This is a genomic window from Lactobacillus panisapium (assembly GCF_019469265.1).
GTDB lineage: Bacteria > Bacillota > Bacilli > Lactobacillales > Lactobacillaceae > Lactobacillus > Lactobacillus panisapium.
The window spans coordinates 335,266-356,127 of sequence record NZ_CP048268.1 but is presented as its reverse complement, the minus strand read 5'-3'; the positions used below and the strand labels follow the sequence as shown (position 1 = coordinate 356,127).

21 protein-coding genes and 1 pseudogene are annotated in these 20,862 nt (G+C 36.7%); 6 read left to right on the top strand and 16 right to left on the bottom strand.

Translation table 11 applies throughout. The features are described from left to right. Positions 1–2: 2 nt before the first annotated feature. Together GYM71_RS01720 and GYM71_RS01715 are read right to left on the bottom strand one after the other, a co-directional pair. Positions 3–419 (bottom strand): PTS sugar transporter subunit IIA, encoded by a 417-nt coding sequence (locus GYM71_RS01720; protein ID WP_220220691.1) that lies wholly within the window; start codon positions 417–419, stop codon positions 3–5. A 132-nt stretch (positions 420–551) separates the two neighbouring features. Then, the gene (locus tag GYM71_RS01715) at positions 552–3,110 is read right to left on the bottom strand and encodes a sigma 54-interacting transcriptional regulator (protein WP_220220690.1); all 2,559 of its coding nucleotides are present in this window, start codon (positions 3,108–3,110) and stop codon (positions 552–554) included. 573 nt (positions 3,111–3,683) lie between these two features. Here GYM71_RS01715 and GYM71_RS01710 point away from each other — a divergent pair. The 4 genes from GYM71_RS01710 (at position 3,684) to GYM71_RS01695 (ending at position 7,753) form a co-directional block, all read left to right on the top strand. Beyond that, positions 3,684–4,655 (top strand): ABC transporter substrate-binding protein, encoded by a 972-nt coding sequence (locus tag GYM71_RS01710; protein WP_220220689.1) that lies wholly within the window; start codon positions 3,684–3,686, stop codon positions 4,653–4,655. Positions 4,656–5,053: 398 nt separating this feature from the next. Then, complete coding sequence (locus tag GYM71_RS01705) at positions 5,054–6,025, top strand: ABC transporter substrate-binding protein (RefSeq protein WP_220220688.1); 972 nt, start codon at positions 5,054–5,056, stop codon at positions 6,023–6,025. A gap of 29 nt (positions 6,026–6,054) precedes the next feature. Next, on the top strand, positions 6,055–6,972 hold the full coding sequence (locus GYM71_RS01700) for an ABC transporter permease (RefSeq protein ID WP_220220687.1): 918 nt from the start codon (positions 6,055–6,057) through the stop codon (positions 6,970–6,972). Then, entirely contained in the window at positions 6,950–7,753 is an 804-nt protein-coding gene (locus GYM71_RS01695) for an ABC transporter ATP-binding protein (RefSeq protein WP_103752896.1), read from the top strand. Before GYM71_RS01700 ends, GYM71_RS01695 begins: the two co-directional genes overlap by 23 nt. A 73-nt stretch (positions 7,754–7,826) precedes the next feature. Here the strand turns inward: GYM71_RS01695 and GYM71_RS01690 are convergent, their stop codons facing one another. The 6 genes from GYM71_RS01690 to GYM71_RS01665 all read right to left on the bottom strand — a co-directional run bounded on the left by GYM71_RS01690 (position 7,827) and on the right by GYM71_RS01665 (position 12,170). Next, positions 7,827–8,534: a coenzyme F420-0:L-glutamate ligase gene (locus GYM71_RS01690; protein WP_220220686.1), complete on the bottom strand. Its 708-nt coding sequence runs from the start codon at positions 8,532–8,534 to the stop codon at positions 7,827–7,829. Between the two features lie 274 nt (positions 8,535–8,808). Continuing rightward, the gene (locus GYM71_RS01685) at positions 8,809–9,294 is read right to left on the bottom strand and encodes a TetR-like C-terminal domain-containing protein (protein ID WP_103752894.1); all 486 of its coding nucleotides are present in this window, start codon (positions 9,292–9,294) and stop codon (positions 8,809–8,811) included. A gap of 33 nt (positions 9,295–9,327) precedes the next feature. Beyond that, positions 9,328–10,686 carry a DHA2 family efflux MFS transporter permease subunit gene (locus tag GYM71_RS01680; RefSeq protein ID WP_220220685.1) on the bottom strand — a complete coding sequence of 453 codons (1,359 nt, stop codon included), beginning with the start codon at positions 10,684–10,686 and terminating at the stop codon, positions 9,328–9,330. Between the two features lie 156 nt (positions 10,687–10,842). Then, positions 10,843–10,962 carry a PTS sugar transporter subunit IIB gene (locus tag GYM71_RS01675; RefSeq protein WP_220220684.1) on the bottom strand — a complete coding sequence of 40 codons (120 nt, stop codon included), beginning with the start codon at positions 10,960–10,962 and terminating at the stop codon, positions 10,843–10,845. 18 nt (positions 10,963–10,980) lie between these two features. Further along, positions 10,981–11,496 (bottom strand): ribose 5-phosphate isomerase B, encoded by a 516-nt coding sequence (gene rpiB, locus GYM71_RS01670; protein ID WP_272876721.1) that lies wholly within the window; start codon positions 11,494–11,496, stop codon positions 10,981–10,983. Positions 11,497–11,513: 17 nt separating this feature from the next. Continuing rightward, positions 11,514–12,170 carry a ribulose-phosphate 3-epimerase gene (locus GYM71_RS01665; protein WP_220220682.1) on the bottom strand — a complete coding sequence of 219 codons (657 nt, stop codon included), beginning with the start codon at positions 12,168–12,170 and terminating at the stop codon, positions 11,514–11,516. A 169-nt stretch (positions 12,171–12,339) separates the two neighbouring features. Here GYM71_RS01665 and GYM71_RS01660 point away from each other — a divergent pair, with 169 nt between their 5' ends. Then, positions 12,340–13,326, top strand: coding sequence for a LacI family DNA-binding transcriptional regulator (locus GYM71_RS01660; RefSeq protein ID WP_220220681.1), 987 nt, complete (start codon positions 12,340–12,342; stop codon positions 13,324–13,326). Positions 13,327–13,414: 88 nt separating this feature from the next. Here the strand turns inward: GYM71_RS01660 and GYM71_RS01655 are convergent, their stop codons facing one another. The 3 genes and pseudogenes from GYM71_RS01655 to GYM71_RS01645 form a co-directional block, all read right to left on the bottom strand. Then, the gene (locus tag GYM71_RS01655; protein WP_220220680.1) at positions 13,415–14,065 is read right to left on the bottom strand and encodes a bifunctional 2-keto-4-hydroxyglutarate aldolase/2-keto-3-deoxy-6-phosphogluconate aldolase; all 651 of its coding nucleotides are present in this window, start codon (positions 14,063–14,065) and stop codon (positions 13,415–13,417) included. Between the two features lie 15 nt (positions 14,066–14,080). Beyond that, a pseudogene (gene hxlB / locus GYM71_RS01650) lies at positions 14,081–14,637 on the bottom strand (6-phospho-3-hexuloisomerase). Between the two features lie 55 nt (positions 14,638–14,692). Next, complete coding sequence (locus GYM71_RS01645) at positions 14,693–15,673, bottom strand: sugar kinase (protein ID WP_220220679.1); 981 nt, start codon at positions 15,671–15,673, stop codon at positions 14,693–14,695. A gap of 323 nt (positions 15,674–15,996) precedes the next feature. Here GYM71_RS01645 and GYM71_RS01640 point away from each other — a divergent pair, with 323 nt between their 5' ends. Beyond that, positions 15,997–16,992: a LacI family DNA-binding transcriptional regulator gene (locus GYM71_RS01640; protein WP_220220678.1), complete on the top strand. Its 996-nt coding sequence runs from the start codon at positions 15,997–15,999 to the stop codon at positions 16,990–16,992. Between the two features lie 177 nt (positions 16,993–17,169). Here the strand turns inward: GYM71_RS01640 and GYM71_RS01635 are convergent, their stop codons facing one another. From GYM71_RS01635 to agaB, 5 genes are read right to left on the bottom strand one after another with little or no spacing between them, the layout of a single operon-like run. Beyond that, the gene (locus tag GYM71_RS01635) at positions 17,170–18,246 is read right to left on the bottom strand and encodes an SIS domain-containing protein (RefSeq protein ID WP_220220677.1); all 1,077 of its coding nucleotides are present in this window, start codon (positions 18,244–18,246) and stop codon (positions 17,170–17,172) included. Positions 18,247–18,259: 13 nt separating this feature from the next. Further along, a complete protein-coding gene (locus GYM71_RS01630; RefSeq protein ID WP_220220676.1) occupies positions 18,260–18,691 on the bottom strand; it encodes a PTS sugar transporter subunit IIA in 432 nt (143 codons plus the stop codon). Positions 18,692–18,704: 13 nt separating this feature from the next. Next, positions 18,705–19,502 (bottom strand): PTS galactosamine transporter subunit IID, encoded by a 798-nt coding sequence (agaD, locus tag GYM71_RS01625; RefSeq protein ID WP_220220675.1) that lies wholly within the window; start codon positions 19,500–19,502, stop codon positions 18,705–18,707. Then, complete coding sequence (gene agaC, locus GYM71_RS01620) at positions 19,492–20,289, bottom strand: PTS galactosamine transporter subunit IIC (RefSeq protein WP_220220674.1); 798 nt, start codon at positions 20,287–20,289, stop codon at positions 19,492–19,494. The genes agaD and agaC overlap by 11 nt, the downstream gene beginning before the upstream one ends. 22 nt (positions 20,290–20,311) lie before the next feature. Next, the gene (gene agaB / locus GYM71_RS01615; RefSeq protein ID WP_220220673.1) at positions 20,312–20,788 is read right to left on the bottom strand and encodes a PTS galactosamine transporter subunit IIB; all 477 of its coding nucleotides are present in this window, start codon (positions 20,786–20,788) and stop codon (positions 20,312–20,314) included. Between the last annotated feature and the right edge of the window lie 74 nt (positions 20,789–20,862).

The window sequence follows — 20,862 nt, the reverse complement described above, 5'->3', positions numbered from 1 at the left end:
CCTTAATCAAAAAAAGCAGATTTCTGTTCTTCCAAATCCTTGTTTTCTTTATCAACTTTAAATAGTTCAACCTGGCTTTGCTGAATCAATTCTTCCAAATGATTTTCTGTTAGTTTTTCACTATCAAGTAAGACCGCCATCACAATCGCCAAATTTGTTTGAGTAATAACATAAATATCTTTTTCGCTGGCGGCTTTTAAAACTACCTTCTGGTTTACACTTCCACCTTTTAAATCGGTAAAAATTACCGCAGGTCGCTTAGCGGTTTTAATAAAATCATTGATCTGGTCGGTATAATCAGTTTGATCAACGTAAGCATCAATCGTCTTAACCTGATTTCCCATGCCAGTCAGAATATCAATTGAGCTTTTTAGCCCACTTGCAAAATGTCCATGGCTTGCAATCAATATCTCCGTCATCTTGTCACTCCTTTTTCTCTTCACTTTTCTTAAAGCAACAATCGTGCCAAGACTTAGAAAAGCCGCTATTTCGGGCAATAAAAAAGAAGTGTTTTAGTTTTAAACACTTCTTTTAGGCAATATTAAACACTTCTAGATGAACTGTTTAAACAATTCATACAATAGCGATATTTCATAGGTAGAAATTTTAATATTATATTTTAATTCGATTGGTTGAAAAATACTTTTAGTTATTTCAAAAAAGGCCTTCTCTTTTGCAGATTCCGGTTCAACTTCAATCTTACCGGTATTACGAACCATCAACCGCTCAATCATCAAAGCAATATGCATATAAAGATTTAATTTGACCTTGCCATCTAACTTAAGATTATAAAAATCCTCATACTTTTTATTAATCGTCTCAACTTCACCCAAAACCACGTCTGGATTTAAAAAGCTTAGCCGCTCTGAAATTCCTTCTTTAGAAAAGAAACGCAACAACTCATTATTGAATTGGTCAAGTTCCTGTTGATTTAAATATGGCGATAACCAATGCTTCAACTTATTTTCACCACTTGAATCCAAAATATCATAAAGGTTCATATGGTTAAATTTAACTTTTTCAGTAATGTCAATCGTTGTTAAAACAAATAGGGTCTGCTTAAAGTACGCCCACTTTTGATTTTCGATTTTTTCTTTTAAATCATTGTAGCCCAGCGGAATTACTTTGATATTGACTGGTAAATATTTTCGCAAAAGGTCACTGATTTTCTCAGCTATTCCTAACCCCGAAATACAGGAAACCAAAATATTAACCGACTGCGAGAACCCTTCATAGTATTTAACCCCAATCTGGTAGTCTTGCTCGGCCTTTTCGGCTATTTGCTTAAACGGCAAATTCTGTTTCATTTTTAAGCCTAAATCTAGTGCCGTTAAAGTCGTCAGATTATTGACTACCAATAAATCACCATCTAGTTGAGAACTAATCTGAGAATAGAGCTGGCTCAATGACCCCATATCCACCATTAAAATAAAGCCGTTAGTAGTGTTAAAGCTGGCAATTAACTTATTAGCCTCACCGGCAATCGTTGCAATATTAGCATCAATCGGCATATCAATTGCATCAAACACATAATTACCGCAAAGCGAATTAATTACTGCCTGAATACTAGTTGCCGTATTTTCTCCGTGAGCAACCATCAGTCCACGCAACTGAATTTTTTCATCAACATGATCACTAAGTAAAATTGCAAACAAATAAGTTAGGCTGATTTTACTTTTGGGATTTAAAACTGGCAGCTCTTCATAAAATTTTTCAGCTACATGGAGCGAGCGAGGTAAATGCTCTGCAATCACTTCACCTAAACGGGGTAAATCATAACTTAAGCGGAAATGATGCTCATATAGCGCATAAATGATTGGCTCTAAGTACGCTGTTTTCGCTAAACCGTATTGCTTTTCAATTATTTTTTGAAATAAATATTCATGTTGAACATGTAAGCCTGAATTTAGCGACTGCTTATTGATAAATTGGTTAATCGCTTGAATCTGCAGGCGACACTTATTTAAATTAGCTGTCGAATAGTCCGTCAACAATTCCTTTAACGAAGAAATGATGTTGGTTAATTTGCGCGTCATACTGTAGTTGGAAGGTAAAAAGTGCTGACCATGCGGCTCGACACTAATTGCGCCATAATCCTTAAAATGGGGTAACTGGTCAATCTGCAAATCCTTTAAGTGCAGGACGATTTCCTCTTCGCTGCTGCTGTCTTGGTAAGCAGCGGCACAAGAAACTTCAATAACATTTTTCAAATAGCCAATATTACCCGAATGCTTGAGCTGTACCAGAGCAGAGGTAACTTGCTTATCAACGATTATTTTTTTAGCAATTTTTTGAGCTTCGGCATGAAATAATGAGTTAATCAATTCTAACCGCTCATCCACCGGCCGCTCAATATAATCTGGCAGATTGACCCTAACCGGAATTCGCCGTAAAAAAGTGGGCAATAAGACTTGCTCAGGATTTTCCGTAGTCGCCATTATGATGCGCACTTTTGCTTTTATCGGGTGAACGTTGTCACCCATTTTATAAAATTGGTGCGAATCAATAAAACTAAACAGTTTTTCCTGATTTTCATTGCTTAATCGATGGACTTCATCCAAAAATAAGTAACCACCATCGGCCTGTTTTAGCAGACCATCTTTTTCGGTATCCGCACCGGTAAAGGCGCCGCGAACATAGCCAAATAGCATACTAGAAATTAGCTCTGGATTATTGGCATAGTTGGCACAATTTAAGACAATATAAGGAGCTTTTTGTGCAATTACGCCACTTTTTTGAGCGTAAGTATACAATTTGCTGGCTAAATAGCTTTTACCAACACCAGAATTCCCAGTGATTAAAACGTTCAACCCATCAGGAGGATAGGCGGCAGCGGCTGATAATTGCTGGATTGTTTTCTCAAGTGAGCCGTGACCACCAATAATTCCACCAAAAAAATCAGAATTAGTTTCCCTAGCAGCAATTTTTTGCCACTTAACTGGCCTATCGGCTATTTTCTTTACTTTCTTCTCTTTCACAAGTTGATTAAGATAATGGCTAACAACTGATCTGGACAACTGCAAATGCCGCGCTAAATCGCTAGTATTAATTGTTTCGTTACCGGATAATTTTTCAATTTGATTTAAAACTCGTTGTTTAGCGCTACTCATCACAATTCTCCTTAGACTAATTTTTTCTTAATTATACCGAATTATAACAACGCTTTCTATATAAAAATAGTTTAAGTTCTAAGTTTTGCAAAAATTAAATTTTTAGCAAGCATTGTAAATCGGCTAGTCGTCCTATTACGTAAGGAAAGTTGCCCCTTTTTATTTTTTGGTACGTATTAATTTAAAAAATAACTACTGTTAACAATTAGGTAGTTTTTACCCCCAATTAGTACCGAGTAGAAACTAAAAATTTAGTCTTGACTTGTATTTTTTAATATTTTATAATTTTCTCATCAAAGGTTGGAGGTAATTTCAATGATTAAGACTAGAAATCATCAATTACAGCAGAATAACCGTTATTACTATAGCTATTACAGGTAAAGGTTTGGATTCATCACGGTGAGTTCAAACATCAAGGTTTGAATTTATCAGTGATGGCTATAGCTTTTTAAGTATGATTAGCCACACGACTTTCTAAGTGGCTGATCTTGCATTAACAATGAATGATTAATCCCAAGGCAATCTTGTGTTACCCACTTAGAAATGAGTGGGTATTTTTTATTGGAGGAAAAAATGCATTTACGTAAATTAATGACAGGAATCAGTCTGGCAGGATTACTTTTATTGGGAGGATGCAGCAGTAAAAAAGCTGACGATAACAAAGCTGTTAAACATGTTGGCGTGTTACAAGTAGTTCAGCACCCTTCGCTTGATAAAGCCTACAAGGGCTTTAAAAAGGGGCTGAAAGAGGAAGGTTATGTTGAGGGCAAGAACCTCAAAATTGATTACCAAAATGCTCAAAATAGTCAGGATAATTTAAAGAGCATGAGCGATAAGTTAGTTAAGGAAAAATCTGATTTGATTTTAGGAATCGCTACGCCCGCCGCACAAAGTGTGGCTAACGCTACGCAAGATATTCCGGTAGTTGTCACTGCTGTAACCGACCTAAAGGCAGCCAAATTGGTAAATTCCAATGCTAAGCCTGGTAGAAACGTTACCGGTACTACCGATATGGTTTCAATCAAACGCCAAATTGACCTACTGTTATCAATTGTGCCTAAAGCAAAAACAATCGGGATTATGTACAATGCCGGTGAAGCCAATTCTAAAATTCAGGCGGACATGGCAACTGCAGTTCTGAAAAACGCCGGAGTAAAGGTGCTGATTAAAACAGCTAATACAACTAATGATGTTCAACAAGTAACTGAAACCTTAGCCTCTAAAGTGCAAGGAATTTTCGTTCCAACCGATAACACCTTTGACTCGGCAGCCTCAGTTGTCGGCAAGGTGGTCAAAGAGAAAAAAGTACCACTAGTTGCGGGTTCAACTGATCAGGTTAAGACGGGTGGCCTAGCATCAATTGGCATTGATTATGAAGCCCTTGGCGAACAAACGGGTAAAATGGCTGCTAAGATTTTGGCTGGCAAAGCAAAACCCGCTGATATGCCGGTTGAAAAAGCCCACGATATGCGTTTAGTGGTTAATAAAAAAATGGCCAAGGCCCTGGGAATTGATCCTAAATCAATCAAGGCTCCCAAAAATTAAGATTAAATAATTAGCCGAGCTCAAATGCCCTTTCTAACAGGATTATTATTGAGCTTACTCACACATAGCTTTTTTATCGGCCAGGTTTTTCTTGACTTTAAAATCTTAATAATTTATAATTTTTTCATCAAGGTTGGAGGTACTTTTGATCATGAATATAAATCAAAAATCACAACTGAATAACCGTTATTACTTTAGCTACTTTAGATAGCATTTGAATTCATCAAGATGAGTTCAAATGAAACGCAAGTTTGAATTTATCTATGATGGCTAGAGCGATTTGATTACGGTTAGCCACATAACTCTAAGTGGCTAATCGCAACGATTAATTTACAAAACAATGTTTGTATACCCACTTAGAAGTAAGTGGGTATTTTTTTATGGAGGATTTTTAATAGATGCATATTAGAAAATTAATTACGGGACTTGGTTTAGCAGGATTATTATTACTTGGCGGCTGTAGTAATAACAAAAAGAGTGATAGCGGCCAAACTGTCAAACATGTTGGTGTGCTGCAAGTTGTGCAGCATCCCTCCCTTGATAAAGCTTACGAAGGTTTTAAAAAAGGTTTAAAAGAAGAAGGTTATGTTGAGGGTAAAAACCTTAAAATTGATTACCAAAACGCGCAAAACAGTCAAGATAATTTAAAGAGTATGAGCGAAAAACTGGTTAACGAAAAATCAGATTTGATTCTGGGAATTGCCACACCGGCTGCCCAAAGCGTTGCTAATGCCACACAGGATATTCCAACCGTCGTAACTGCAGTAACCGACTTAAAAGCAGCTAAGCTCGTTAATTCAGACGCAAAACCCGGCAGAAATGTTACTGGAACCACTGATATGGTATCAATTGATAAACAAATTAAGCTGTTATTATCAATTGTGCCCAAGGCTAAAACAATCGGCGTCATGTATAATGCTGGCGAGGCCAATTCCAAAATCCAGGCAGATTTAGCGATTAAAGCACTCAAAAAAGCCGGTGTGAAAGTGTTAGTTAAGACGGCCAACACTACAAATGATGTTCAGCAGGTAACAGAAACTTTGGCGGGCAAGGTTCAGGGAATTTACGTTCCAACTGATAATACATTTGCCTCAGCTTCCTCGATTATTGGTAAAGTCGTTAAGGAAAAGAAGATTCCGCTAGTAGCAGGTTCAACTGATCAAGTAAAAACTGGTGGTTTAGCCTCAATCGGAATTGACTACGAAAAACTTGGTGAACAAACTGGTAAAATGGCCGCTAAAATTTTAGCAGGTAAAGCTAAGCCGGCAAACATGCCAGTTGAAAAAGCAAATGAATTAAAACTAGTTGTTAACCACAAGATGGCCAAGGCTTTAGGAATTGATCCTAAAACCATTAAGGCACCAAAATAAATTTAGAAAGGCAGCGTGAACGCAAAACAATGTTAAATACTTTTTGGGAATTATTTCTTTCTGCAACTTCACAAGGATTACTCTGGTCATTAATGGCTATTGGGGTTTACTTAACTTTTCGTATTTTAGATTTAGCTGATATGACTGCTGAAGGAAGCTTCCCCTTAGGTGGTGCAATTGCCACAATGTGCCTTGTTAAAGGAGTTAATCCGATTTTAGCAACACTGGCAGCTTTTGGAGGCGGCATGATTGCTGGCCTGGTAACAGGATTTTTAAATACTAAATTACGCATTCCATCATTACTGGCTGGAATTATCACAATGACTGGCCTATACTCCATTACTTCTCGGGTAATGCAAAATGCAGCTAATGTTTCACTATTAGGTAAAGAGACCATTTTCACTATTGCCCAAAACTGGGGCTTAACGAGGAATAATGCTGTTATCGTGATGGGGCTAATTATTGCTTTAGTCGTTATCGGCTTACTGGTAGTATTCTTCCGCACAGAAATCGGCTTAGCGATGCGTGCGACTGGCGATAATCCGGAAATGAGTGCTGCTAATGGAATTAAAACTCAAGGAATGAAAATTCTAGGCTACATGATTTCTAATGCTTGTATTGCCCTTTCAGGAGCACTGCTCGCCCAGAATAACGGCTTCGCAGATTTAAACTCCGGGGTCGGAACCCTAGTTATCGGTTTAGCCTCAATTATTATTGCTGAAGTCATTGTACGGAATTTACCAATCTGGGGTCGTTTGCTGACTTTAGTTCTCGGTGCAATTATTTACCGGTTGATTTTAGCACTAGTTTTCCAAATGAATGTCGAACCATCAGATGCTAAATTAGCTTCGGCTTTGGTCTTAGTTGTTTGTCTAACCCTGCCTAACTTTCACCTACCACGTAATCTAAAAGGAGGAAACAAGAATGCCAGAAGTACTAAAGATTAAAAACTTACACCAAACTTTTGAACGTGGGACTGTTAACGAAAACCGCGTACTACAAGGGATCGATCTCAGCTTAGATGCTGGTGATTTTGTAACGATTATTGGAAGTAACGGTGCCGGAAAATCCACCTTATTAAATAGTATTGCTGGTACGATCCCGATCCAAGAAGGACAAATTATTCTGAACGGTAATGACATTACCAAATTACCTGTAACCAAGCGGGCTAAAAATATTAGCCGGGTCTTTCAGGATCCTAAGATGGGAACGGCGGTCAGACTGACGGTTGAAGAAAACTTGGCCTTAGCAATGAAACGGGGCCAACATCGTGGTTTTTTACCAGGCGTTAAAAAGCAGGACCGCAAGTTTTTTAAAGAACAATTAGCCCAGCTGAATTTAAACTTGGAAAACCGGTTGGAAACTGAAATTGGTCTGCTTTCCGGTGGTCAAAGGCAAGCAATTACCTTGCTTATGGCAACCTTGCAGCGGCCTGACTTAATTTTATTAGATGAGCATACCGCGGCTCTTGATCCTAAAACTTCAATTACGGTGATGGAACTCACGCAAAAATTAATTAGTGAGCAGCACTTAACGGCATTCATGGTAACCCATAACATGGAGGACGCGATTCACTATGGTAATCGTCTCATCATGCTTCACCAAGGACGAGTCGCTATCAACTTGGCTGGTGAAGAAAAGCAAAACTTAACCGTACCAAAATTAATGGAACTGTTCCAAAAACAAGTTGGTAGTGAAGTTGGCGATGATGCGATGCTATTAGCCTAAATACTAACTAAAAAACAATCTGAACTATATTCAGATTGTTTTTTGTTTAATTTAGCTTTTTTATTTTTATCTTCTAATTTACTATATCTTTAGTCTTACAGCTATCAGACTTTTCGTATTCAAGTCCATGAATACAAGCAAGTGGTATATTCATGCCACGCTGACCCATTACTAACCCGGCTGCAGAAGCTAGCATGTCACAAAGCGTTTCGGCAGTACCATTTTCTTTATTTAATCTTAGTCCATTCAAGCCATACAAACCAACCGCAACTTGGTTCGCACCTTTTTTATCAACCCTGCCATCACTATCAGTAATGATTACGCTTGTTCTAACTCCTAGAATAGCAAAAAATGTATCGCTGATTGTTTTAGCTGTCTTGTCACAATCCTTAGGCAGAGTGATTGCAAAATTATCTTTGCCCTTGTCAACACCAGCGCTGGTCAAAAAGAGACAGTTTGGCAACCAAGCGCCAATATGGGAACCAGATACTTCTAAATGTTTACCTGTTGGATCACCTGTCTGATTAATAATTACCTGAATTAACCTTGCATCCTTGCGTGGAATTTGTTTATGAATTTTTTCGGCTAAAGAAGTAGGCTTTATGGTTTTCAAATCAATAATATTATCTTCTGCAAGTGAACAGATTTTAGAGGCAACGCAAATAATGTCGCCATTAACAATTTTAAAACTCTCTTTTTTTATTATCTCGGCTAAAGTTTTGGGTAAGTCACATGGCGCCGAAATTTGTGGTACATTGTGTAGTCCTTTGATAGTTAACATATTTTATCCTCTTGTTCCTTTGTCTTTTCAGAGGCTTCTTTTTGTTACTTTGAAAAATGAATACTTAAATTATCAAATCCTCGACAAAATTAACTAGTGAACGAATCGCTGAATCAAGCCAAAATTCGTACTCATAATTACCGCAAATTTTTTATAAAATGTAGGTGTTTATAGATATGCTTAGCAACCTTCAAGAGCCAATTAAGCAGTATGCTTGCTTTCTTTTTAACCAGACAAAGGACATACAATAAAAGCTTTTAGTCCGTTTGAGATGTCATTTTTCTAGGCAATGATGATGAGCGTCAATTACTTCAACAATTTCGGCAACCGGAGCAGCACAATCAGTTTTTAACCATTCACCAATCACAGCAACAATACCATTGCGGAAAAAAGTTTGATCAAAATAGTTCTTCTGCTGTTTTTGATCAGTAAATCTTTCAGCTAAACCCATTTGTAAATTGAGTTTAAAAAACATCCGGTAAAGATCCTGGTGATCCTTAATATGCTGCAGCAATATGGTAAAGGACGGGTCGCTAATATCATCCTGTAATCGTTGATATTCATCAACCAAATATTCACGAAGCTTGTCTGTCAAATCATAAATATCAATGTAATTATCATAAAAAGATGATCGGTTAATTTGAGCCTTTTGGCAAATCGTTGTTACTCGTAAATCCTGTAATTCATGATCTTTTAGTAGATCGATGACTGCTGCCTGAATTTTTTGCCGAGAGACAGCGCGGCTTCGCTTATTATTCATAAAAACAATTATGCCACAAAAAATGTGTTTCGGTTAATTCTTTTTAAACTTGCATAAACTAATTATTACTTGAATAAGAGCTAATCCTGTCATTACTGCAAACGTGAACTGAATTCCGGCATAATTTGCCGTCACATGTGGGTTATTAAAGTGGGTTGCACTTGTCATTATCTCCATTAAGATAGCTGTTCCTAATGCACCGCTTAGCGTTCTTAAAGCCGTTAAAAGCGCGGTCCCATGGGCTACTTCTTCTTGTGGTAGATTCTGCATCCCCCACGTGACAATTGGCATCATCAGACAGCCAACTCCCAATAACCGAAGCAGATACAGTCCGCCTAATAAAAGCAGCTGACTTGAAGAATTAATTAAAGTTACACCCCAGCAGCTAATCAGTAACATTAAACTGCCACCAATTGCTAATTTATTGATGCCAAAACGATCATAAAATTTTCCTGTTAACGGGTTAATTAACGCCATTGCCAACGAGCCTGGCAACATTATTAGGGCGGAAATCACTGCTGATTTTTTCATTACCGTTTGAATTAAAATCGGATAAATGGTTGAGCTACCCATCATTACTGCGTAAAGCAGCATACTAATGATGACAGCTAGGCGAAATTTAGGCTTTTGTAAAATCCGTAAGTTAAGAAAGGGCTCACTGCTATTCAATTGTTTTTTACTAAAAATAGCTAATAAAATAGCACCGATAACTAGTTCAAACAGGCTAACCATGAAGTTTGTTGCCAGACTGCTCAGACCAAGTAAAATACCGGTTACCCCGCCTGCACAAAGTAATAAAGAAATGTAGTCTAATGGGATCTTCTCAGTAGGGGTAACATTCTTAACACAGCAAAATGCCAAAATAATGATGATAATAGAAATTACTCCTGCCATTAGGAAAATACTGCGCCAGCCCCAAGAATCAATCACAATTCCAGTTAAAGTTGGTGCAATTATCGGAGCGGCACCAGAGGCGAGTCCCAAAATACCCATCACAGTACCCTGCTTTTCTAGCGGATATAGCGTCATAATGACGACTTGTGTTAATGGCAAAATAATTCCGCTTCCTAAAGCTTGAAAAATTCGTCCCAGCAGCAAAACATTAAAGCTTTGTCCCCACCAACTGATTAATGTCCCCAGCGTAAACAGAATCATTGCTGCTAAAAAGACCTGCCTGGTTGTAAAGCGTTTAATTAGATATGCCGTCATCGGTACCATAATCGCCATTGTTAAGCTAAACGCACTTGTCAGCCATTGGGCGGTCGCTGCCGATAGTGTTAATTCGCGCATTATTTGTGGTAATGCTGTCGTCAAGGATGTCTGTAATAGCGATGTCACTACAGCACCCGTTAAAAGTGTTCCAAAAACTAAATTGGCTTTCTTTGTAGACATGTTTGTTCCTCTTTCAAATTTAATTGGTTTTAATTATAGCGACGGGAAAATTGCAAACAACCAACAATTTTTCTTTATTTGTCGGTTAACAGCAGTTTTAGTCAGAGTAACTAATCGCAGTGAATTAGCAAACATCGTCTTTTTTAGCATTTCTTTTTATTTTGCATATTTATTAGCCAAACGCATTCTTAATCTTGTCGCACAGTGAGTGATATTATTAATATTATTTTCACCACCAACTAAGGTCAAAATGGTTTTACCAAGATTCTGTGACATTAATCTGACCTCAACTTTCTATAACGGTTGATTTTCAAATTCTTCTTGACCGTTATATTCATCTGAATCCTTTAATTCAGTAAATTTATCATCATCACCATCTTCAATCGCAGCTAGTTCTTCAATTCTTCTTTGGTGCCGCCCACCAATAAATTTTGCTTCAAGCCAATTTTTTACAATCATCTTGGCCAGTTCTGAACCAACTACACGAGAGCCAAATGCCAAAACATTAGTATTGTTATGCATTCTTGATAGTTTAGCCGAATAACAGTCGCTGCATACACACGCTCTAATACCTTTAACCTTGTTTGCGGCTAGTGAAATACCGACGCCGGTGCCACAAATAACTATCCCTAAATCATATTCTCCACTAGCAACTGCCTCACCAACTTTTTTGCCATAAATAGGATAGTCAGTTCGCTCAGCAATCTTAGTACCAAAATCATGTACTTCATAACCTAAGCTTTTAACATATTCAATAATGGTTGGCTTTAATTCCAAACCAACATGATCTGAACCAAACGCAATTTTCAACTTTTTGTTTGTCATTATTACTCGTTTTCCTTTCTTATCTCATTGATTGTTTCGGCGAATGACTTCTCCTTACCAAATAAAGCCGATGTTCCAAGAATAAAATTATCTACCCCTTGAGCGTGTAATTTAGTTATCTTTGTTCTTGAAACGGCACCATCAATTCCTAAGACATAACCATATTTCTTCTTTGCACTAATAAAACGGTCTAACTTTGGCAAAACAAAGTCTTGAAAAGGCTGACCAGCAAATCCGGGATGAACTGTCATTACTAACACGTAATCAATCTTAGGTAGCAGCTCTTCAACCATTGCAAAAGAAGTACCAGTATTAACAGCAATGCCGGCCTTTTTGCCTAAAGCATGAATATCATCAATTGTTCGCGCTGGCTGCACTTCAGCATCTGGACAAAAGTAAATTAGGTCAGCACCCAATTCGCTAAAAAATTCAACGTAATTACGTGGATTTTCAATCATTAGATGAGCATCAAGTGACTTATTGGTCAATTTACGAATAGTCCGGTAATCTTCTGGACCTAAAGCAAAATTTGGTACATATTTTCCATCCATAACATCCATGTGATACATATCAACACCGGCTTCATCTAGTTGCTTCACTTGGCTTGCTAAATTACTAAAGTCTGCACACATCATTGAGGGACTCAACATTAAAGACATAATTTTCCTCCTTTTTGAGTAATCGATTACTCATAACTTTCACTGATATTATTGCACTTTAATTATTACTTGTAAACGTTTTAATAAAATTAATAAGTAATCGTTTAACCATAGGGCAGAATTGAGCAACACTTTTAATGCTATAATATCTAGCATAAAGGAGTTAACGATGAAGCAATATTCAATCAAGGACATTGCCAAACTTAGTAATGTCTCAACTGCAACAGTTTCACGAGTTATTAATAATAATGGGCGTTTTTCCGAAGAAACCAAAAATAAGGTTTTAGAGGTTATCAAACAGACTGGTTATAAGATTAACGATAGTGCGCGCAGTCTACGTACAAATATTACTTATACAATTGGCATTTTAGTGCCAGATATTAAAAACTCATTTTTTGCTGACCTTGTGCAAAAAATTGAAGAACTGCTTTTTTCTAAAAACTATTCCACAATAATCTGCAATACAGACAAAAATGAAAAAAAAGAACAAGCATATTTGCATATGCTTGAAAATAAAAAAGTAGATGGAATTATCGTTATTTCGGGGTCATATCAGCATGGTTTCAAATTCCAGAGTTCCTTAAAAGAGATCCCCTATATTTGTATCGACCGAGAACCAGAAAATTTCCACAATACGGTCTTTATTTCTTCTAATCACTATCAAGGCGGACTAGATGCTACTAATTATCTCTTCAATCGGGGTAGTCAATTTCCAGCAATTGTTGTTAAAAAAGTTAACACTTCAACCAAATCGAGAATTGCGGGCTTTAAAGAAGCACTTAAAAATCATCAGGTAAAGTTTTTAAAATCACATCAAGAACTTAAGCTCACAAATAAAAGTGCACTTAAAACCTTTTTAACAAGAAATCCACAAGTCGATGGCTTTTTTGCAGTAGATGATAATATTGCCATTAGTCTGATTCAGTACCTACAGGAGCTTAATTATCAGATTCCCAAGCAAATACAAATTATTGGTTTTGATGATATTCCCGCAGCCAATGTGCTTACGCCTAAGTTAACAACCATTCAGCAAAACACTAAAAAGATTGCGCAGACTGCTGTCAACAGCATGATGAATGCAATTAATAAGCAAAATGAAAAGGGCAGCCAATTTCTTATTCCAACAAAACTTATTAACAGAGAAACCACAAGATAATACAAAACTAGGCCAAACACGGTTAAATGTTTGACCTAGTTTTTTAGCTGGATAATCCTGACTTTTTCGATCCTATTAATACTTAAGTTTACTTCTTTATTAGATCAAGATACTTAGCGTGAAATTTCTTCGCATTTACAGTTACAGCCTGATAATCATCCTTTTTGCCTGGTGCGACCATGCTGCCTCCAACACCAACAACAAATGCACCTTTGTTAAACCAATCTGCCATGTTTTCTAATGAAACTCCACCTGTAGGCATAACGTTAACATTTGGAAACGGTCCGTGAATTTCATTAATTACCGACTTGCCTGCTACTGAGCCAGGAAAAACTTTGACTACATCAGCACCATAAGTTAGTGCTGACTGCACTTCGGTTGGCGTAAGACAGCCCGGCATATAAGGTACTTCATATAAATTACACAATTTAGCAGTCTCCTCATTAAATGATGGACTCACGATAAATTGTGCTCCTGCAACAATTGCTAGTCTCGCTGTGGCAGGATCCAAAACCGTTCCTGCTCCAATAATTACATCTGTATCTGTTTGATACTTTGATCTTAATTTTTTGATTGTTACGTCCGCATTCGGAGAAGTAAATGCCAATTCAATTGCTGTAATATTTCCTTTGATACATGCCTTGGCAGTTTCATATGAATTTTCTTCACTATAACCTCTAATAACGGCAACTACACCTGCTTGATGAACTTTATTGATTATTTCGTATTTTAATAACATTATCTTTTCCTCTAATTACTCAATATTACTATGTTTGCTTTTCGCTTCTTCGTCAGAAATCTCATCACGCATACTTAGCTTTAAGCACAAAATATCCATAACAATCTGTGCGCTTTGATCAAATAGCGTACTTAATAATTGAATGGAGTTGATTCCATCACCATTTTTGGTAGTTCCAGGTACTTGCAATAGTCCATCTGCTAGTTTGGCTAAAGAAGATTTGACATTGCTGGTAATTGCGATCATTTTACTCCCTTATCGTGGGCCATTTTTGCTAAATCAAGAACAGTTCTCGTTTCTCCTGATCCGGACACAACAACTAAAAGATCATTTTTTTGAATTGAAGGAGTAATAGTTTCGCCAACCACATAAACTTGGTAGCCAATATGCATTAACCGCATAGCAAAGCCCTTCGCCGCGAAACCTGAACGGCCTGAGCCTAAAACAAATATTCTTTTGTTTTTTGTGATTAGCTTTATGGTTTGATCAATTTGTCTTACATCGACTTTGTGCAAGACTGCATCTATTTCATTTAAAACTTGATCAATTAAGTGCGCTGTTTCTTCTACCATAATTTACCCAGCTTTCTTGATGCTTTATTTATCAAAGAAGATTAAAAGATGACATTTATGCTTGATTAGCAAATTCGTCTTCCGAAACACCCTGCTTGGCGTAAAATTGTTGCAATTCTTCCTGATTAGGATAGCCATCATTGTCTCCTAAAGTTTGTACCTGTAAGCAACCAACGGCGTTCCCACGCATTGCAGCAGCTTTTAAATTTTTCTTTTCAAGTAATGCTGTAATTAATCCCAAGGCGAAGCCATCTCCGGCTCCAACAGTATCAACTACCTTCTCGGCTTTAAAGCTTGGAATAGTATACTTTTGCCCTTGGTCTGTTTTAACAAAGACACCTTGATCGCCTAATTTAATAATTACGGCATGCGTTCGTTCACCGTTTAAATAAAAATCGGCAATTTCATTAGGATTATCCGTTCCAACCAATGTTTTTCCTTCATTTATGCCTGGTAAAACAATATCAGCCATTCCCGCTATATCATTAATCGTTTTGATCATGTAATCTTTGCTTTTCCATAAAGATGGGCGAAGGTTGGGATCAAATGTGATTAACTTTTGGGCAGCAATTAGTTTTTGATAAAATGAGCGAAAAGTTTTTTCAGCAATTGGTGAAATAGCAGGAAAAATCCCCGTTGTATGAGCTATTTTGATATCACTCAAATCAATATTTTCTAGCTGCCTTGCCTCAAGATGACTAGCTGCAGAATCACGGCGATAATTGACTACGACAGGATCTCCCTGTGTTACTAACTGCTTCATTTGATGACCAGTGTAATAAACATCATCATAACTAACATAACTTGTCCCCACATCATGAGCGGCAAGTGCTTTTTGAATAAACTTTCCCATTGGATCCTGGCCAACTCGAGTTACATACTCAACCGAATGTCCTAATTTCCTTACACCAATAGCAACATTTAATTCAGCTCCGCCCATAACTTTATGAAATTCTAACGCATCAGTTAATGAAACATCGGGTTCTTCAGAACAGAAATTTACAAGTGGTTCACCAATTGTAATTACCTCAGACATGCTGTTTCCTCTTTTCATTTTTAATTAAAACGAGAGTTTCATTCAATAACTATGCCAATCTTTGCTTGGATATTAATCTGGCACAAATTGGCTAACATTAGGCATACAAAAAGTTCTTCACTTTACTAAGTTATTATTTGAAACTACACTTTTTTACGTTTGAGGTAACCGGTTACCTTATTAATATAAATCTTTAATTATTTATTTGCAAGCGCTTTTTTGCTTATTATTTGATAATTTTATGGTATATATGGAAATTTATTTTATATTGTTCTAAATGATATACTATTACTTAAAGAAATCTAAACGAGAAGAAAATAACTATGAAGAAAGCAACAATTCGTAATGTGGCCGAGTTAGCTAATGTTTCAGTTGCCTCTGTATCAAGGTATTTGAATAACAAAGCCGCTGGCCGATTATCAAAAGAAAAAGCTCAGGCTATTGAACAGGCAATAAAAACGTTAAACTATATTCCAGATTTAGCCGCTAGACAAATGGCTACTAACCAAAGCAAAACTATTGCCGTTGTCGTTTCTAATATCGATGACTATTTTTCGACAGAATTATTTAAAGGAGCCTCAAATATCCTACATCTTAAGGATTATGATGCTTTTTTACTAGACACTAACGCCGATCAAAACCAAGAAAAAGAATTAATTAAGACTGTGAGCAGCAGCTTTTTTGATGGTCTACTTTTTCAACCTTTAGGAAGTGATGCTAAAAAAATTGCATCCGAATTTATTCATGATATTCCTACCGTAATTCTAGACCGTAGACTTGATAGTACTAAATGGCCTCAAGTAATTTCCAATAATGAAGCTGTTTCTAAAACTGCTACTCAATATTTTTTAGACAAGGGCTGCAATGACATTTTGATTTTGTCTTCCGAAGTCAAGATTGCCTCTACGCGGCAAGATCGCTATCAGGGTATCTGCTCTGTTGCTGATGAAAAGCAAATTCATTTAATTCAAATTGATGAAGAAAGTTATAACCACACAATTATCAAGAAAAAAATCGAAGCTTTTTTACAAAAACAGCAAAAATTACAAAAAAAGACATTGATTTTTTCCTTTAAAGAAAGATGGCTATTGGAATTCATCCCTTTGTTAATCGCTGACAGCTATTTCCCTAATAATTCCGTTTATGTTACTGGTTTTTCCGATACCAAACTTGCTCATTTACTTCTTCCAACATCGAAATTAATTTCGCAGAATCCTTATTTAATGGGAGCAAGTGCAGCAGAAATTTTACTTAAGCTTTTAAATAAAAAAGATAACAAGACTAGCTTTGATCCACTAGTTATTCCTGCAAAATTTTGATCTCAAAAACTCTAGCTAGTTAGCCTTATAGCTACTAACGGAAAAGACGTCAGCATCATGCCGAAATAAGTTCTAGAAATTAACAGTTAATAATACACAAAAAGAGTCTAAGAAAATTTCTTAGACTCTTAATTATTGCCTTAGTAGCTTAACTAGCTACACTATATCAAACAAATACTATAATTTAGATTTAGTTATCTCATCGAATTCTGGATAAGCTGGTACTTCCAGATTGATTTCTCTAGCCTTTGCCAATTTATAGGCAAGCAAATGTATCGGAATGGTCATGAATAATGATGTCAATAATTCATTAACATCTGTTTTCAGGTTTAAACTATCCACCTCATCGTTAGTACAGTTATAACTAGTAATAACTGTTACATGCTTAGCATGCAATCGTAAAAAGTGCTGTAATTTTTTTGCTCGTCCTTCTAATTTGCCTTGAGGTTCGATAAAGATGAAGCGATCAGACGCATGCATACCAATATATGGACCATGCATGTATTCTTCTAATTCCTTCCCTTGTGCTGTGATATGAACTGTTTCCGTAATTTTAGTCTCGCCTTCACGGGCAACCCCATAAGCAGCACCATAACCAATAAAATAGATTCTCTTCAGCTCACTGTTTTCATTAACATAGCGATCAGCCCATCGTTCAGATTGCTGAACAATGTGGGGCAGATTCTCTATGATACGGTCTATTTCCTTAATATCTTTTTCATATCCCTTTGAAGATAATCTTTTGGTTTGGTGTGCCGCTTCAATTGCAAACAATATCAACAACAGAATTGTAACGCTGTAACCAAGCGTTACATATGGCATTTCTTCAATCCCCATTCCCATCTCTATTAGCTGAGCACCTGTCTGGGCAATCGGACTATTTAAATCACTAGTTAAAACAAAAACAGTGATTTTTTTAGCGAGCAATTCTTTAACAACTTTAATGGTCGAAGCACTATGACCGCCTTGAGAAATGGCAATATATAAAATATCATCCTGAAAATGATTTTGATAGTTAGCAGCTATCGATGGCTCTTCCACATAAACTGATATTCCTAATCGCTCAGTCATCAACGGTAACGCACCATAAGCAGCGTTAGAACTGGAACCAGTAGCAAATATGACAATTGATTTGTACTTAGTCTCATTGGTTTTGAAACTATTAATCATTGGCTTTAACAATTCTTGGTAGTTAGTTCTAATCTGTTGATAAACGGATGCTTCAGAATTTACGTAATATGACATACTTTTCATAATCAAGTTCCTTTCAAATACCATCAGAAAAATTGGTTTTATCCTGATTTTCTTTTGTCAAAGTCGTTTTATCAAAAACTTGGGCTGTCTTTTGAGTGATTGCCACTAGGTCATGCATTAATTCTTCTTTAGAATGATAATTTCGGTAAGTGGTTTCTAGAAGTGAACTCAAATTACATCCAGCCACAACTCCAATCTGATCATTGTGATAGGCTAATTCTGCTACTAACTTATAAGGCGTTCCACCGACGAGATCAGTAAAGAAAATAATCTCTTGGTTACTTACCTGTTCATTGATTTTTTTCTCTAAATCATCCTCATTCATTTCTTTTGTAAAATCGATAAAATTGGATTTATTTTGCGGACCAACAAACAATTCAAGCGAACTACAAATGCCAGATGCAAAATTGCCATGGCCGACAACAATAATTTTTGGTTTAGTCAAAATTTAGTCTCCTTTACATGATTCCAAGCCATGAACAAGCAATACAGAGGACAAAGACAACAACAATTAAAATAATTGGTGAAACTTTTTTCTTTTTTAGTAGCCAATACAAAAAGAAAGTAAAACCTAAAGGTAAAAGGTTAGGAAAAACCTTATCCAGAAAATCTTTTTGTAGAGACACACTGCCAATTTTTACTTTCAGGGATAAAGTTACGTAGGAACTGATTAGGGCACCAATTACAGTTAGTCCCATGATAGAAGCAGATTTAGAAATAATCTTTGAATTTTCCTGTATAACATCAATCGCTTTTGTTCCCATATCATAGCCTAAATGTGCAAAAGGAATTCGACATAGGAAAATGGCTAAATAAACTAAGAAGAAAATAATTGGGCCAAGAGGATTTCCTTTAGAAGCAAATGAGGCACAAATCCCACCTACAATCGGCATAATTGTAAACCAATAAATTGCATCGCCAATACCAGCTAATGGAGCAAATAAGGCGTTCTTCAATCCACTAATCGTTTTTCGATCTACCCTTTTTTCCTCCATACTAGCTAAAAGTCCAAGTAGGATAGCTACAAGTGGTGGACTAGTGTTGATAAAGTTCATATTATCAACCATTGCCTCAGATAATTCCTTTTTGTCCTTACCAAAGATTTTCTTCCAAATTGGGATTTGCGCCCAGGTCCAGCCAGCAGCTTGCATTCTTTCATAATTAAAGCCTAGCTGAAACATTGATGACCGTAAACCTAACATGGTAATGTCTTTTTTACTTATTTTGGTGTATTTTTTTGCATCATTAGATACCATCTTCAGCGCCTCCATTTTCCTTAATTTCATTGATTTGATCTTTCAATTTTTGATTCTGTTTAGTATTAAAGAAGTCAATCATTGCAAAGACGACACCAATAGCCGCGGCAGGCAAAACGTTCGAATAATTAATAAAGCTAGCCACTACAAAGCCTAGTAACAAGTATGGGAAATAACTTACCCGCAATAATACTTTTAGTAACATTGCGAATCCAACTGCTGGTAACGCACCTCCAGCCAGTTCGAAACCATGAATTAACCATGTTGGCATTGCTTTGACTAAGCTTGCCATCGGAGCTTGTGCGGCATATGAAGATAGAAAAATTATGATGAAAAAGGTAATTCCAACAACCGCCATGGAAAAGGCAACATAACGACTAAACTTTTTTGTTTCAGCTTTCTCAGCCGCCTTATCCAAACTAGGCATAAAGCCTGAAAACAAAGAGTAATACATTAAGATAATGTATTGCATCAACATTGCAAATGGTAGCGATAAACCAACTGCAGTTGCAGGCGCAACTTTAGTTGTATGCGCAATTACAACCGTCATTATGCCGCAAACAGCTGGATTAGGTGGTTGTGTGCCCCCAGCATTGGTCAGTCCTGCAAAAGTAAGTTCCGCTACCCCACCGGCTAACAGACCTGTTATTGGGTCTCCAAGTATCAGACCGGTAACTGCACAACTAATAATCGGTCGAAAAATATATAGAGCTTCCGTGTATGAATCCACCCCAGCAATTGCACCGAATATGCTGAGTAAAATTCCTTGTAATAAAGTGATTTTCATTTTCTCCTCCAAATTCCTTTAATTAGAAATCAATTGGTACTTTTTTATCACCCGGAACATCTTGAATGTAAATATTGACACCAGCGTTAACCAGTTTCATTAAATCGTCCTTATCTTGTTGATCAACGTATACTTTATCTGTAACTTTTTCCTTACCTGTAGAAAAGTGCATATTACCAACATCTATCTCTTTAATTGGTACGCCGCCATCAACTAATTTAACAGCATCAGTCGGTGTCTTAACGATAATAAAAATTTTTTGTCTTGGAGCAGCTTTACCGATGATATCAATCGTTTTCTGGATTGAGAAAAATCTTATTTGAGCTCCTGACGATTCAGAGGTACTTTGCATCAATTTCTGCTGTAAAGGATCTTTGGCAACATCATCATTTGCCACTAATAGCAAATTAGCTCCAATCGAACTGGTCCAGATCACTCCAACTTGTCCATGAACAAGCCGATTGTCTATTCTGGTTAACAAAATATTTGGTTTACTCATTATCTAACCTCCTAAAACTTTTCTATTGGTCCATACCAATGTTAAGTTAATAATATCAGTAAGCGGTTACAGTG